The organism is Sphingobacterium sp., from assembly GCF_032065005.1.
GTDB lineage: Bacteria > Bacteroidota > Bacteroidia > Sphingobacteriales > Sphingobacteriaceae > Sphingobacterium.
Genome location: NZ_DAMBMM010000007.1, coordinates 192,140 through 206,963 on the forward strand (window position 1 = coordinate 192,140; position 14,824 = coordinate 206,963).

General features: G+C 42.4%; 11 protein-coding genes and 1 tRNA gene. 9 read left to right on the top strand and 3 right to left on the bottom strand.

Going from position 1 to position 14,824, the window contains the following annotated elements; translation table 11 throughout:
* Positions 1-213: 213 nt before the first annotated feature.
* The gene (locus tag RT138_RS12870) at positions 214-1,287 is read right to left on the bottom strand and encodes a leucine-rich repeat domain-containing protein (RefSeq protein ID WP_313191012.1); all 1,074 of its coding nucleotides are present in this window, start codon (positions 1,285-1,287) and stop codon (positions 214-216) included.
* Between the two features lie 203 nt (positions 1,288-1,490).
* Here RT138_RS12870 and RT138_RS12875 point away from each other — a divergent pair, with 203 nt between their 5' ends.
* Positions 1,491-2,432: a glycoside hydrolase family 43 protein gene (locus RT138_RS12875; RefSeq protein ID WP_313191013.1), complete on the top strand. Its 942-nt coding sequence runs from the start codon at positions 1,491-1,493 to the stop codon at positions 2,430-2,432.
* Positions 2,433-2,436: 4 nt separating this feature from the next.
* Here the strand turns inward: RT138_RS12875 and RT138_RS12880 are convergent, their stop codons facing one another.
* Positions 2,437-3,618 (bottom strand): MFS transporter, encoded by a 1,182-nt coding sequence (locus RT138_RS12880; protein WP_313191014.1) that lies wholly within the window; start codon positions 3,616-3,618, stop codon positions 2,437-2,439.
* Between the two features lie 226 nt (positions 3,619-3,844).
* Here RT138_RS12880 and RT138_RS12885 point away from each other — a divergent pair, with 226 nt between their 5' ends.
* Positions 3,845-7,027 carry a S41 family peptidase gene (locus RT138_RS12885; protein ID WP_313191015.1) on the top strand — a complete coding sequence of 1,061 codons (3,183 nt, stop codon included), beginning with the start codon at positions 3,845-3,847 and terminating at the stop codon, positions 7,025-7,027.
* A 79-nt stretch (positions 7,028-7,106) separates the two neighbouring features.
* Here the strand turns inward: RT138_RS12885 and RT138_RS12890 are convergent, their stop codons facing one another.
* Entirely contained in the window at positions 7,107-7,289 is a 183-nt protein-coding gene (locus tag RT138_RS12890; protein ID WP_185212709.1) for a hypothetical protein, read from the bottom strand.
* A gap of 714 nt (positions 7,290-8,003) precedes the next feature.
* On the opposite strand from RT138_RS12890, the gene RT138_RS12895 reads away from it, so the two are divergent.
* From RT138_RS12895 to RT138_RS12925, 7 genes are all read left to right on the top strand, one after another.
* Positions 8,004-9,566 (top strand): calcineurin-like phosphoesterase C-terminal domain-containing protein, encoded by a 1,563-nt coding sequence (locus tag RT138_RS12895; protein WP_313191016.1) that lies wholly within the window; start codon positions 8,004-8,006, stop codon positions 9,564-9,566.
* A 954-nt stretch (positions 9,567-10,520) separates the two neighbouring features.
* Positions 10,521-11,192 (top strand): DUF1080 domain-containing protein, encoded by a 672-nt coding sequence (locus RT138_RS12900; RefSeq protein ID WP_313191017.1) that lies wholly within the window; start codon positions 10,521-10,523, stop codon positions 11,190-11,192.
* 21 nt (positions 11,193-11,213) lie between these two features.
* On the top strand, positions 11,214-12,584 hold the full coding sequence (locus RT138_RS12905) for a Gfo/Idh/MocA family oxidoreductase (RefSeq protein WP_313191018.1): 1,371 nt from the start codon (positions 11,214-11,216) through the stop codon (positions 12,582-12,584).
* A 73-nt stretch (positions 12,585-12,657) separates the two neighbouring features.
* The gene (locus RT138_RS12910) at positions 12,658-13,293 is read left to right on the top strand and encodes an HD domain-containing protein (protein WP_313191019.1); all 636 of its coding nucleotides are present in this window, start codon (positions 12,658-12,660) and stop codon (positions 13,291-13,293) included.
* A 254-nt stretch (positions 13,294-13,547) separates the two neighbouring features.
* Positions 13,548-13,883, top strand: coding sequence for a hypothetical protein (locus RT138_RS12915; RefSeq protein WP_313191020.1), 336 nt, complete (start codon positions 13,548-13,550; stop codon positions 13,881-13,883).
* 155 nt (positions 13,884-14,038) lie between these two features.
* Positions 14,039-14,111: transfer RNA gene (locus RT138_RS12920), tRNA-Lys, on the top strand.
* A gap of 185 nt (positions 14,112-14,296) precedes the next feature.
* Positions 14,297-14,545, top strand: coding sequence for a hypothetical protein (locus RT138_RS12925; protein ID WP_313191021.1), 249 nt, complete (start codon positions 14,297-14,299; stop codon positions 14,543-14,545).
* The last annotated feature ends 279 nt before the right edge of the window (positions 14,546-14,824 follow it).

Genomic DNA, 14,824 nt, shown 5'->3' on the forward strand with positions numbered 1-14,824 from the left:
TTCTCTATCGAAGATAGAAGAACTGTACGCAGTTGTTGGATGGTTGAATATGGTAGAATTAGCGAAAAAACGATGTTTGTTTAATAAATATGGATTTTCAATAACCTTACTTTTTAGATATTATTATGACTATAAGTGATTCCATTGGCGTACGGTTCCTGCACCTTCGGTCCAGGATGACAAAATCCTGGTTCAAAACCCACCACCCCCTCACTACACAATCACCTTTGTGCCTTTCAAAGCTTTAACAAGTTTCTCTTTCTCCTCCTCCGGAATAGGATTGGTACTGATGCGTAACTTTTTCAGCCAGGTCATCTGCTGCATGGACGCTGGAAGGTTTTTAACCTTGTTGTTGTCAATATCCAGCTCTCTTAAGGAAGTCCATTCGGCAATGTTTTCAGGAAGCTTAATAGTTGTCTGGCAGCTCCATAGCTGCAGGTCCTGTAGATTAGTGAGCTCCTTGACGCTATTGAATAGGTTTTGGAGATCGATCGGAGGATTGAAATTCGAATTTATTTTAAGGGTCCTTAGCTGGTTCAGGTTTTTTATATCGGCTGGGATGGTCTTGATTCCGTTCTGGCCTAGATCCAACAGCCTTAAGCCATTCAACTCAAAAAGCGCTTTAGGAAGGACCTTAATGCCATTTCCACTTAAGTTCAATTCCTTTAGTCCTTGTAGTTTATTGATATTTTCAGGAATGCTCAACATTCCACTTAGTGAAAAGCTCAAGTTCTCCAGTTTTGGAAGGGTAGAAAGGACCTCAACTACAGCTTCAAAATCAATTGGCTTAGCCTTTCCTTCAAACAGGAGTTGCGTCAATGTAAAGGATTTTAAGTTCACAAACTTCGAAAAGCTGTCGGGGATACTGGTTATCTTTGGTGTATAAAATTCGATCTCCTCTAGGGAAGTAAGCTCAAAGAACTCATCCGGAAAACCATAGATCTGTTCATGGATAACCAATTTCTTGAGCTTTTTCAATTGGGCGAGTTCTTTCGGCAAGGCCTTCTTGATCGGTGAATCGAAAGCAAGGAATTCCAGGTGCTGCGCCTTTGTAATATTGGCCGGCAAGGTCTCCATGTCGTTCAGGGAAATATCCAGTTTCTTTAAATGGGGAAGCTGAAATAGCCAATCAGGTATTTCGTAGATATTGTTTCCGGTCAGTTTAATCTCCTCAACCAACTTGCATTCCTTTAGCACCTCTGGAACATCTTCCAGCCATTTCTCAGATAAATTAATTTTCTTGATCGTATCCTTCTCTTCGACTATCTTTTTCAGGTATTTTTCCATGGGGTAGATGCGGTTAAATGTGAATCCTGCAGCTTGCAATTACTCTTTATATAGCAAAGCCTGGTTCTTAAATATATTGAAATTTTTCTATTCATGACAAAAATTAATTGGTCACGAGTGGAGCGATATTTCCTCCATGCAGGGTTTAAACCTTGTGGAAATCCCTATTTTGATTATATTTGAGATATCACAAAACCTAAACCATGTACAATAAACTAATTTCCTTTTTGGCAACACTATGTTTTGCATTGACGGCTTCGGCCCAGCAGGACTCAGCCTATGTATTTTCTTATTTTAAGGGGAATGGAGAAGATGGGCTTCACCTCGCGTACAGTGAGGATGGCCTGAAATGGAACCCCTTAAAAAACGATGCCTCTTTTCTCACACCGAAACTGAGCCCCGATAAGTTGATGCGCGACCCTTGTATCATAAAGGGTGGCGATGGGCTCTATCACATGGTCTGGACCGTTAGCTGGACCCAGAAAGGGATTGGACATGCCAGCTCAAAAGACTTGATCAATTGGTCTGAGCAGCAATATATTCCCGTGATGGAACATGAAGAGAATACCAGGAATTCCTGGGCGCCTGAAATAACCTATGATCCTGAAAGCAAACAGTACATGATCTATTGGGCTTCCACCATTACCGGAGAGTTTCCCGAAACACAGGTAGAGGCGGATAATGGCTATAACCATCGGATGTACTATACCCTGACAAAGGATTTCAAGACATTCTCGGAAACCATGCTGCTCTATGATCCAGGCTTCAACTCGATCGATGCCACAATCCTGAAAAATGGAAACAACTGGATGATGGTCATCAAGGATGAAACCCGCGAACCTAAAGCCGAGAAAAACCTAAAACTTGCTTTTGCAGATAGTTTAGAGGGACCTTATAGCGATGCCAGCGAGAAGATCACCGGAGATTATTGGGCCGAAGGACCTACCGTAGCCAAAATAAACGGGGAATATTATATTTATTTCGACCGGTACATGGACAATCATTTTGGCCTGATCAAATCAAAGGACCTCAGGACCTGGACCGATATCAGCGATCAATTGGAGTTGCCAAAAGGGCTGAGGCATGGCACCATATTAAAGATTTCAGGAAAAGAATTGGACAAGCTTAAGGCCGTAAAGCCTTAAGCCTTTATTGCTCCCTAAAGATTTTCAGTCGGCTGGTCATGATGAACATCAAGAAGCCGAACATGGAAAACAGGGCAAATGAATATCGTAGATTAAATATCTCGGCCACATATCCGATCAAGGGAGGACCCATTAAGAACCCGAGATAGGAGATACTGGAAACCATGGCCAAGGCCACGCCGGCAGGAATGGTCTTATGCTTTCCAGTTACGCTGTAAACCGTAGGCACATTGCAGGCTACGCCTAATCCGACCAGCATAAAGGCCAGTGTACAGACCCAAAGGTTCGGGAAGACTACAGAAGACAACATCCCCACAAACATCAGGATTCCACTGATCTGTAGGGTCCTTTGCCTACCAATTTTGCTGATGATGGCATCTCCGATAAAACGGCCGGTGGCCATCATGATCATAAAGGAGGCATATCCCAATATCACTAAGTTCTCGGGGGCATGCACAACATCACTGAAGTACACACCGCTCCAATCAAACATGGCGCCTTCCGTTGCCATACTGAAGAAACCTATGATACCCAGCTGTACGATCAATGCATCAGGTTTAAACTTGGTCTTTTCTTTTTCCTTCTTCTCGGTACTGACTTCCGGAACCAAAAACTGCTTGTTCAACAGAATATTGATAGTCAAAAGGATGATAACCCCGATGAAATGGCCATAGGTGTTGATATTGAAGTTCAAGGTCAACAAACCGATCAAGGCACCTGTGAATCCCGCCAAGGACCATGCCCCATGGAAAGAAGACATAATGGACCTTCCGTAAAGCTCCTCGGCCAATACGCCTTGGGTATTGACGGAGATATTACAGATGTTGCCCGTTACCCCAAAAAGGAAAAGTGCAGCACCCAAAAACCAGGCGTTAGTTGAAAAAGCGATGAACAACAATACCAAAGCATAGAGGAATGCCGCCCAAGGCAATATTTTATGGCTACCGTATTTGTTGACCAAGGCTGCCGAAATAGGCATGGTCAACAACTGGCCAATCGGTAACATCAATAAGATGGTTCCCAACTGGGCTTCGGATAGTCCTAAAGCCGTTTTGATGGTCGGGATACGGCTTGCCCAACTCGCAAAGCCCAAACCTTGACCAAAGTAAAATAAGGCTACCGCCCACCGGATCCTGCTTTTCATGGATTGAGAGACATGGTTGCCTGCCTCACCTAATGATGTCATCGTTGATAAATTTGTAACAAAAGTAGCACATTTTTCAGATAAGTAGTATAGATAAGTGTAAAAAATACACAATTCTAACTATTTATTAATCTTGCCGTTATATCCAGTTTTTATTCCGTGCCTTCTGATGGTTTCGTTGAAATCCGCAAATTCCAAGTTCAGGTTTTAATAATACTGAAATTGAATTGTACATTTGTTTTGAATCAATTCAATATTGACCCAATTTATGAATAAAACACTACTGTCACTAGCCTTGTTGTTAGGGGGATCCATGCAATTGAAGGCTCAGGTCCAACCGACCTTTTTGTCCAATCCTACGCTCAGTCCCGATGCCCAAACCATAGTCTTCAGTTTTGAGGGCGATCTATGGAAAGTAGCAACAGCTGGCGGACCGGCTCTGCGCCTAACGGCAATGGAGGGCAATGAAGTCATGCCAAGGATCTCTCCAGATGGGCAATGGCTGGCATTCTCTTCCAACCAAAATGGAAATATGGACGTCTACATCATGCCGATGGCCGGTGGAAACATCAAACAGATTACCTTCCATGAAGCTAGCGATGAGGTCGATTCCTGGAGCTGGGACAGTAAACAGGTGTACTTTACTTCTGGACGCGAGAACCGCCTCAGCAGCTATAAGGTAAGCAAGGATGGTGGTACCGCAGAGCGTATCTTCCCACATTTCTTCAACTATATCCATAATATGGTGGAGACACCAAGCGGTGAATTGCTTTTTACCGACTCTTGGGAAAGCTATAGTGCGGCCAATAGAAAACGATATAAAGGCGCATTTAACCCCGATATCAAGGGTTACAACCCTAAAACCAAAGCCTATAAGGAATACACGACCTATGAAGGCAAGGACCTTTGGCCAACCGTGGACAGCAAAGGCACGATCTTCTTTGCCTCCGATGAAGGTAATGACGAATACAATCTATACAGCATAAACAATGGGCAAAAACAAGGCCTGACCCAGTTTCCTGAGTCTATCCGTAGCCCGCAGGTTGCTGCGAATGGTGCTGCGGTAGTCTTTGAGAAAGGATATCAGCTCTTCGTCTATGACGTGGCCAGCAAGAAAACCACACAACCTGCCATTAGCCTGAGCCGTAACCAGGTATTGGGCAAGTCCAAGGAGTTTGATGTCAAGAGCAATATCAGCAATTTTGATGTCTCTCCTGACGGTAAGAAAATGGCCTTTGTGTCGAGGGGCGAACTGTTTGTCTCGGATGTGGATGGCAAGTTTATCCGTCAGATGCCTAGCCAAGGCGAACGGATCTCTGAGGTCATGTGGCTGAAGGACAATAAAACCTTGGTCTACAACCAGACCCTGAACGGCTATCTCAATTGGTACTCCCGCTCGGCAGATGGGAAAGGCGAAGCCAAGCAACTGACCCAGGACAACAGGAACAACCGTGATATCAACTTCAATAAAGATAATACCAAGGCGGTTTACCTGAGTGGACGCGATGAAGTCCGTTTATTGGACCTAGTGTCCCTAAAGAGTGAAACCATCGTCAAGGACGAGATCTGGGCCTTCCAGAACTCTTCCCCGTCTTTCTCTCCTGACGGAAAATATGTGCTCTTTACGGCCATCCGCAATTTTGAACAGGATATATTCGTGTACAATCTCGCAGATAAGAAAACGCTGAACCTAACGAACACCGGAGTAACGGAAGCTTCACCGGCATGGTCGCCTGATGGTAAATATATCTACTTCTCCAGCAACCGCACCAAGCCTTCCTATCCAACGGGAATGGAAAATGCCAGCCTCTACCGGATGGCCCTTGAGAATTATGATGAACCGTACCGCATCAGCAAATTCGACGAAATGTTCAAGGAAACCGATAAGGATACGGTAAAGAAAGATAGCACAGCGACCAAAAACGACAAGAAAAGCAAGGACAGCAAAGCAAAACCAGCCGCAAAGGAGGATAAGAAAGATGATAAAAAGGTTATCGTAAGCATTGACGTACAAGGCCTTTCTGACCGGATAACCCAAGTCAGTCCGCAGGCTGGCACCCAATACAACCCTATATTGTTTGCAAAAGGGGATAAAACATACCTATTCTACCAATCCAACCATGAGGGCAAATGGGCAACTTACCGCATTACCTTTGAACCTTTTACCAACAGCAAGACCGAAAAGGTACTGGACGGTGGTCTGCAAGCCCTGCAGGAAGTGGATGGTAAATTCTTTGCCATCAGCAATGGTAACATACAGAAATACAATATTGACCAGAACAAGCTTGAAAATGTAGATATCAATTTCAAGTTCAACCGTGATCTTGACAAGGAATTCAAGCAGATGTTCTATGAAACCTGGGCCAATGTGGAAGAGAACTACTATGACGAGAAATTCCATGGCATAGACTGGGAAGGGATGAAAAAGAAATATGGAAACTACCTTTCGGGCATCAACAACCGTATGGACCTTCGGATCTTGCTGAACGATATGCTGGGCGAATTGAACTCCTCACACATGGGCTTCAGTACCTTTGGAACCGACGAGCGGAAGCAATATAATTTCATCACGAATGAACTCGGGGTCACTTATGACGCGAAAGATCCCTATAAGATCGCGCATATCGTTGCCAAGGGTCCTGCTTCCAAGAAAGATGTCAACCTGAAGGTTGGGGATGTCCTGGTTGCGGTGAATGGAAACAAGATCGATAAAACACGTGACCGCGACTCCTATTTTACCTGGCCGTCACTTGCCAATGAAGTCCAATTGACCGTAAACCGTGGCGGTAAGGAAGAGATCATCAATATCCGTCCGCAGAGCAATGCTGCTTTCAAGGACCTATTGTATGATGAGTGGATCAAAGGGAACCGTAACAAGGTCGATCAGTTGAGCAAGAATAGGATTGCCTATTCGCACATGAAGAACATGAGCGGGGGTGAACTACAATCCTTCTTGATCGATATGGCAGAGCAGGAGAACAACAAGGATGCTGTTATCCTTGACTTGCGCTATAATACCGGTGGTAATGTGCATGATGAGGTACTTAGGTTCCTTTCCCAACGACCTTACCTAAAATGGCAATATCGTGGGGGTAAGCTATCTCCGCAGAGCAATTTTGCTCCAGCAGGAAAGCCAATCGTGCTATTGATCAATGAACAGTCCCTTTCGGATGCGGAAATGACTGCGGCAGGTTTCAAAGCGCTCAAGTTGGGTAAGATCATCGGTACGGAAACCTATAGATGGATCATCTTTACCTCAGGTAAGGGTTTGGTCGATGGTTCGTTCTACCGCTTGCCGTCGTGGGGATGTTATACCCTGGACGGACAGGATCTGGAACTGACCGGTGTCGCTCCAGATATCGCCATCAAGAATACCGTAGCGGATCGCGTTGCAGATAAAGACCCGCAATTGGAAAGAGCGGTGCAGGAAATCTTAAAGGACCTGAACTAATCGATTCTCCATAAACTAAAAAAGCCCTGAATTCAAACTTGAGTTCAGGGCTTTTGTAGTTTAGTATCCTTGGCTTGGATTATGTGTTTTTTAGTTGCCTATTCTGCCTGATGAGGAGAATGGTCAAGGTAGCAAAGACCATAAAGCCAGTCCCGGCGCAGATTATCCGCCATATCTCCTTATCCAAAGAATCAAGAAGAATATAGAAGCTAAAGGATGCCAGTACCAAATTCAGCAATAATCCAAGTCTGTTGTTTTTCATATCCGTTAATTATAATATCGGAAAAATATCTCAGAATTCCAGAGAAGGAGGGTTAAAAAACTATCTTAACGAACAAATATTAATTAATAGGTAATAATTCATTAATGTTTTCTAAATATTACTGGGTTACATTTGTGCAATTATTAAAATATTTAGAGAATGAGAATCCTTATTCCATTGGTGTTGAACACGTTTGCGATAAAACTCGCCCAGAATGAAAATGACAAAACTTCAAAATTGAAGTAAAAGAGAAACATACAGCTTCAGTTGCAGCAAACTGTAAGCGTTTTTGTAGGTTGTAATTTATATTTGTTTGAGAAGGTTGCCTGTTGATCAGGCAACCTTTTTTGTTTTGGGTTAGACGTAGTGCATACCTCCGCTGTCGATCCTATTGATGCATGGATCTTCCCGACATTCCCATCTTGAATCCTTAGGATATACCATTTGTTAACATTAAATACATGTTCAAATTTTCATCGCCAGCAGAAAGAATTCGGAAAAAAATTGACCATGTTCGCTTAGTCTTGTTCGACCCATATTCGAGACATATTGCGAAAATTCGGAATATGTCCCGAATAAGACCAAGTCCAGAATAGGTGATAATTCCGTATTTTAGAAAATAGCCAAGGAATTTTAATATAAGATTAACTTAACAGTGGCTTAACCTTTTATTTAATTACATACCCTATGTTTGGGACAAACAACCATAAACACATGAAAAAATTATATTGGTCTTTGCTAGCATGTTTATTGACAGGAACAGCTTTCGGTCAGGACATGGCAAAGGGAACTGTCTTTATTGATGCAAATGCAAACGGTCGTCTGGACAAAAAAGAGGCAGGCATAGCAGGAGTAAGTGTCAGTAATGGCAAGGAAGTCGTACAAACGGACAAGAACGGAAAATATCAGATCCCGGTTGATAACGACAACATCATCTTTGTGATCAAACCTTCTGGTTATGAATTACCGGTAGATGCCGACAATCAGCCTAAGTTCTATTATATCCATAAACCAAACGGTGCCCCAGCCTTGAAATATCCGGGCGTAACGGCTACCGGTCCGCTTCCAAAATCAATCGACTTTGCCTTAAAGGTGAAAGAAGAACCGGCAAACTTTTCGGCTTTCGTGTTTGGCGATCCTCAACCCTATACCCCTGAGGAAATGGAGTTCTTTAAAAATGGCGTGGTAAATGAAGCAAAGACCAGAAAAGGTCCGCTTTTCGGGATCAGCCTTGGCGACTTGGTTGGTGATGACCTAACCCTGCACCCAAGTTATAAACAGACTATCGGACAGATGGGCTTACCATGGTTCAATGTGATGGGTAACCACGATATGAACTATGATGTGAAGGAAGATAAGTATGCGGATGAAGGTTTTGAGAAATCCTTCGGACCGGCAAACTACTCTTTCAATGTGGGCAATGCACACTTTATCGTGCTAGATGATATTATCTATCCGCATCCAGAAACAGGAAAAGGTTACCAAGGTGGATTGAGACAAGATCAGATCGATTTCGTAGCCAATGACCTGAAGTTTGTCCCTAAGGATAAATTGATTGTCCTTGCTTATCATATCCCATTGTTTCCGGAGAATGCCAAGTCATTCCGTCCGGAGGATAGAAAACAACTTTTCGATATCCTAAAGGACTACCCGAATACCTTAGGGCTATCAGCACACACGCATTATCAACAGCAAAACTTCCTAACGACTGAGCACGGTTGGTCAGGTAGCAAACCTTACCATGAATACAATGTGGGAACGACCTCTGGCGACTGGTACTCTGGTCTTCCGAATGAACAGGGTATCCCTGCTTCGACCATGCGTGACGGTACGCCGAAAGGTTATGCCATTCTATCCATAGATGGAAATCAATATAAATTCGACTATAAGGTCGTAGGAAAAGATGATAGCTATACCATCGGTCTATTTGGCCCAGCAGTGGTAAAGGCGAAGTATGCAGGTCGCTATAATGTATATGCAAACTTCTTCTTAGGTTCAGCAAATGATCAGGTACGTTATAGGATCGACAATGCAGATTGGATCGTGATGGACAGGGTAAAAGGTCAAGACCCCGCATATATGAAAGAACTATTGGCCTATGATGGTGCCAATTCCTTGGTTGCCGGCAGAAGACCAAGTGATCCTGTTCAATCAGCCCACCTCTGGAAATTGAAGCTTCCAAAGCTTAAAGCTGGTAAACATACCATCGAAGTGGAAGCCGTAGATATGTTCGGCAGAACACATGCCGCCAAGAAAGAAATTGAGGTGGTTGAGTAGGTGGTTTTGATGTAAGGTATTGTGGTATAGGTCTTTGTGAAAAATGTTTCACGGGGAGCGTGGGGTAGGAACCACTTGATAGGTAGCAGGCAGTGTAGGGGCTTTTGAACCAGGATTAATGGGATGGGAGGATAGGCCAAGATCTACCCGCAGAGGACAAATTCAATATTTTAAGAAAATAACAAAAGCGGTATTTTTGCAACAAGCAAGAATACCGCTTTTGTGCATTTTGATTCTGAACAATTCATGAAGAATATGTACCTTTCTTCTCCCTTAGGTCTTGTCATCCTGGACCGAAGGTTCAGGAACTGTACGCCAATGGAATCCTTTATATTATTTATTCTGAACAATTCGTGAAGAATCTGTACGTTTCTTCTCCCTCAGGTCTTGTCATTCTGGACCGCAGGTTCAGGAAAGTACGCCAATGTAATCCTTTATATTATTTATTCTGAACAATTCGTAAAGAATCTGTACGTTTCATTTCCCTCAGGTCTTGTCATCCTGGACCGCAGGTTCAGGAACCGTACGCCAATACAATCCATGATATTTTTGGGTTTGAAGGTTGGCATTTTTCCGAGACCATTTTGGGAAATCCTACTGTGGCACAAAAGCATTAAATACAGGTTAGTCGGGAATCAAAAAAACAAATGTTGATGCCATATCTATATTAGCGTACAGTTCCTCTATCTTCGATAGAGGATGACAGGGGGGGGTCTTTCATACGCCAAATGCTGCCATGCTCTTGGTCCATCCTCCAATCCTCTTAGGGTGAGCGGAGTCGAGCCCAATCCTGGTTCAACCCCCCATCCCCCTTATACCATTATTTTTACAATTAATAACCTTACATGTATATACAATCTGTTCATTAATTTATTATATTAGGGTCTATAAACCTGATAGCTAAAGGCTTGCGTCGCATTATCTTATAGACCTAAGAATTAAAATTTATTGTATATGAACATATTGAGATTTAGTGCCAATCAATGCTGTGCATTGATTTTGCTGTGTTTTTTTGGATGTTTTGGCGTTGGTTCTGCTGCTGCGCAGACGCAGGCTGAGAAGGATGAAGGTTGGATTTCGCTGTTTGATGGGAAGACCCTGAATGGCTGGAGGGTGAATGAGAACCCGGAAACCTTTTCCGTGAAAGATGGTGCCATTGTGGTGAACGGTAATGTGTCCCATCTATTCTATGAAGGGGATGTCAATAACCATGACTTCAAGAATTTCGAACTGAAGATCGATGTCATGACTTTCCCGAATTCCAATTCGGGAATCTATTTCCATACTGACTTTCAGGAAAAGGGCTTCCCCGGTGTAGGTCATGAGGTACAGGTAAACCTGACCCATACGGATTGGAAGAAGTCTGGTAGCCTTTATAATGTGGTAAATGTGGATAAGGCTCCAGCAGTGGACAACCAATGGTACACCCAACATATCATCGTAAAGGGCAAGACGGTAAGGATTCTGATCAATGGGCAATTGCTATATGAATATGTGGAGCCAAACCTAAAAAAGGATGCTGAACGTGGTCAGTTTATTTCCCATGGAACCTTTGCACTACAGGGACACGATCCGGGAAGCAAAGCCATGTTCAAAAATATACGTGTGAAAGTCCTTCCAAACTAACCAACAGCAAAGCCTAAAATTATGAACAATAAGAACCTAACTTCCAGAAGGAATTTTATCCGTACCGTTGCGGGTGTTGCGGTCTCTGCGCCATTTTTCCTAGACCAAGCTTTTGCAAATGCTCCTGCCAAGAAACTGAGACATGCCTGTATTGGCGTTGGTGGAATGGGCGGGCATGACCTGCAACAGTTTAAATCGCACCCCGATATTGAGATCGTTGCCCTTTGTGATGTGGATGAGAACCACCTGAAGCAGGCGGCACAGCAGATCCCCGGGGCAAGATTATATACCGATTGGCGAGAAATGCTCGAAAAGGAGAAAAAGAACATCGACTCGGTGAACGTAACGGTTCCTGACCATAACCATTTTATCATTGCCATGGCCGCCATCGATGCGGGCAAGCATGTGTACTGCCAAAAGCCGATGTGCCATGATGTTGCTGAGGTCAGGGTTCTGACCAAGCATGCGGTAAAAGCAGGGGTGGTCACTCAATTAGGGATACAGATTGCCTCTTCCATCGGGGACCGCACGGCGGTGCAATGGATCAAGGAAGGTCTGATCGGAAAGGTGAAGCAGGCCTATTTATGTTCTAACCGTTCGGGAATCGCGGGCTATCGCTTGGAAGGACCAAGACCAAAGGAAACCCATGAGGTTCCAGCGACCTTGGACTGGGATAAGTGGATTGGAACAGCTCCCATGCGTCCTTTTGCGCCGAGCATCTATCATCCTGGAATCTGGCGTACCTGGCAGGATTTCGGAACAGGTTGGTCCGGAGATATCGGTTGCCATATCTTCGATGCGGTCTGGAAAGGCCTGGGCTTGAAAGCTCCGCTTTCCGTAGTTGCCGAAGTGCAGCAATCTTGGAAGGATTCCCCTGAACGTAGGGCTGATACCTGGTCGCTGGGGAACCATATCAGCTGGCAATTCCCTGGAAATGAGAAAACAGCGGCAGAAGTACTGCCATTGGAATGGTTTGATGGCGAGTTCTACCCTCCAAAAGAGGTTCAAGCGCTTTTCAACAATGGCGAGAAGTACCCCGAAGAGGCCGCAATGTTGGTCGGTACCGAAGGTGCCCTGTTGATTCCGCATGGAGGAACGCCGGTATTGTTGCCACAGAGCAAGTTTAAGGACCATCAGTACCCTAAGTTGGAAGAAAGAAATCATTATCACCATTATGTGGATGCCTGTCTGAAAAAGGCAAAAACGGAATCGCATTTTGCGCAGACCGGTCCGATGACCGAAGCGATATTATTGGGTACCGTAGCGATTAGAGTGCCTGGGAAGGTCTTGGAATGGGATGCAGTGAATTTGAAATTCCCAAATGCCCCGGAAGCGGATAAGTTTTTGAAGAGGAAATATAGGAAGGGTTGGGAAGTGAAAGGTTTTGGGTAGGGGAATAATTGCCTCAGAAAAGTTATTTGTTGTTTCGTCTTGATTTATTAAATTTAATGAAACAACAAACAATATGAAAAAAGAGCAATTGGTTGCCATTTTGGAAGTCCTGAAATTAGCAGAAAAGCTAAAGTTTGAACTTAGGCACAGCTGGTTGTCCAATGGTAGGCAAGAGAGTGTTGCCGAGCATACCTGGCGCATGTCCTTAATGGCGGTTTTGCTTGAACCATTGTTGGATCAACAGGTCGATATGGCTCGTTTATTGAAAATGATCATAATCCATGATCTAGTGGAAGCTGAAGCTGGTGATGTCTCTGTGCTCGACCAAATCCGTAATCCTGAAATCAGAAAAATAAAGCAACACAGAGAGGAAATAGCCATCAATAATCTCCGTAAAAAACTAGCTGCTAGCAATGGTGAAGAGATATACCATTTGTTCTATGAATTCGAGGAGAAAGAGACCTTTGAAGCAAAAGTGGCCAATGCAATAGATAAGCTAGAAGTTCAACTTCAACATAATCATGCCGATATTACTACTTGGGAAGAGATTGAATATGATCTGTCATTTGTAATAGGTAAGCATGTGCAGTTTGATGAAACCTTTGCGATGCTGAAAGACTTAATTGAGCAAGAAGCAGAAGAAAAGCTTAGGGGAGCTGGCTTGGATGTTTCAGAGATTAGGATCAGAGCGATTTCTCAATTTTCGTAAGGGAAGTGGATTCAGAATTGATATTTTTAGTGAAAGAGAACATATTCAATTCCTGTTATTAATCATTGTTTTTTATGAGGCCAATAGCTTTAATTGTATTTCTGTTTTTGATAAGCAGTTGTGTTCAACCAAAATATTATTCTGAAAACGTATTTCCCTATAGAAACTATACAGAAAACTACTCTCCATTTGTTCCTATCAATCTGCTTAATTTGGATACAGTCTATAGAATATGGTTATTCGAATCGACTTCATTGGATAGATTGATAGTCATTACGAATCACGAAAAGAACAAATTTCAAGCTGAATTAGTCGAATTTGGCTTTGTACAGAACAAGAAGCAGATAAAGGAGGTTTTTCGCTTGAAGGCGATAACTGGGAAAGATAGTCTAAGTAAATTTATTGAGTACTTGGATGTGATTTCAAAAAATGATTCTATCAGTGTTGATACTACAGAAATCGCTTATGATCAGCCCATCAAACATTTTTTCTTAGAAAGGAAAATCAACAAAACAATTGAAACTATTGTTTTACACCCTGAAAGTAAGGCTTTAAAGGTTATAAAAGATCAATTTAATCTCAAAAATTAGGCTTTTGAAATAATTGGTATTGCTTATTATTCCTGCAAAGAGGCTTCTGTTGAATTTTATTTAAGGTGAAAATTTATACAATGTCAGAAAAGTTCAAAAAACTATGGAATTTATTTGATTTTTTTGTGATGACTTGTACCTTTGATTCATCAAAAGACTTCGTAGCTCAGTTGGTAGAGCAACAGACTCTTAATCTGTGGGTCCTGAGTTCGAGCCTCAGCGGGGTCACTGGAAACCATCTCTAGATAATAGAGGTGGTTTTTTTGATTATTCCCCAAAGAAACGAGGTTATTCATGAAAAATTTCTGAATTTCAATTTTTAGATTAATATTTCCTTAATAATTTTTCATGTTCAAAGTTTTATATATGAATAACTTAGAAAAAAGCGATGGAACTCGATTAAGACCTAAAATTTGAGATTAATACTTCTGGTAATTTTTATTAGCATCACTCCAATTCACCGTATCAATTATTTTTCTGATTTTGATTGGGATAAAAATTTGATAAAAACTCGCATTGAGATAAAAGCTGGAGGCTTTATAGTATCCTATGAAACAGACTTAACAACTTTTGATTTTAAGAATTTAAAAGAAGACTTAAGCAAATTATACAATAACCTAAATGAGAAAATTATATTTAACGATTTAGAAGGTTATTTGTAACTTATCTTTGAGGGCGATAATACAGGTAACTTTACTTTACAAAAAACTTGTATTGATCAACCTGGAATTTATTCAGCAGAACTTAAATATGAAATGCAATTTGATCAAACATATATAACCATTGGTTAAAATATTGGATGATATCTTAAAGCAATACCCTATTGTTGGAGAGTATAATTATTAATTCTCTTGGTTTATCGACTTGGGAATTGAACAAATGAAGTTTAAGAGAAGATTGGGAGCCTATTCAATGACAATTTCGAAGCATGAATGCTCAAC

Coding starts and splice junctions, on each gene's coding strand:
- RT138_RS12870 (WP_313191012.1), bottom strand. CDS start 1,287: ATGGAAAAATACCTGAAAAAGATAGTCGAAGAGAAGGATACGATCAAG.
- RT138_RS12890 (WP_185212709.1), bottom strand. CDS start 7,289: ATGAAAAACAACAGACTTGGATTATTGCTGAATTTGGTACTGGCATCC.
- RT138_RS12910 (WP_313191019.1), top strand. CDS start 12,658: ATGAAAAAAGAGCAATTGGTTGCCATTTTGGAAGTCCTGAAATTAGCA.
- RT138_RS12895 (WP_313191016.1), top strand. CDS start 8,004: ATGAAAAAATTATATTGGTCTTTGCTAGCATGTTTATTGACAGGAACA.
- RT138_RS12885 (WP_313191015.1), top strand. CDS start 3,845: ATGAATAAAACACTACTGTCACTAGCCTTGTTGTTAGGGGGATCCATG.
- RT138_RS12880 (WP_313191014.1), bottom strand. CDS start 3,618: ATGACATCATTAGGTGAGGCAGGCAACCATGTCTCTCAATCCATGAAA.
- RT138_RS12875 (WP_313191013.1), top strand. CDS start 1,491: ATGTACAATAAACTAATTTCCTTTTTGGCAACACTATGTTTTGCATTG.
- RT138_RS12905 (WP_313191018.1), top strand. CDS start 11,214: ATGAACAATAAGAACCTAACTTCCAGAAGGAATTTTATCCGTACCGTT.
- RT138_RS12900 (WP_313191017.1), top strand. CDS start 10,521: ATGAACATATTGAGATTTAGTGCCAATCAATGCTGTGCATTGATTTTG.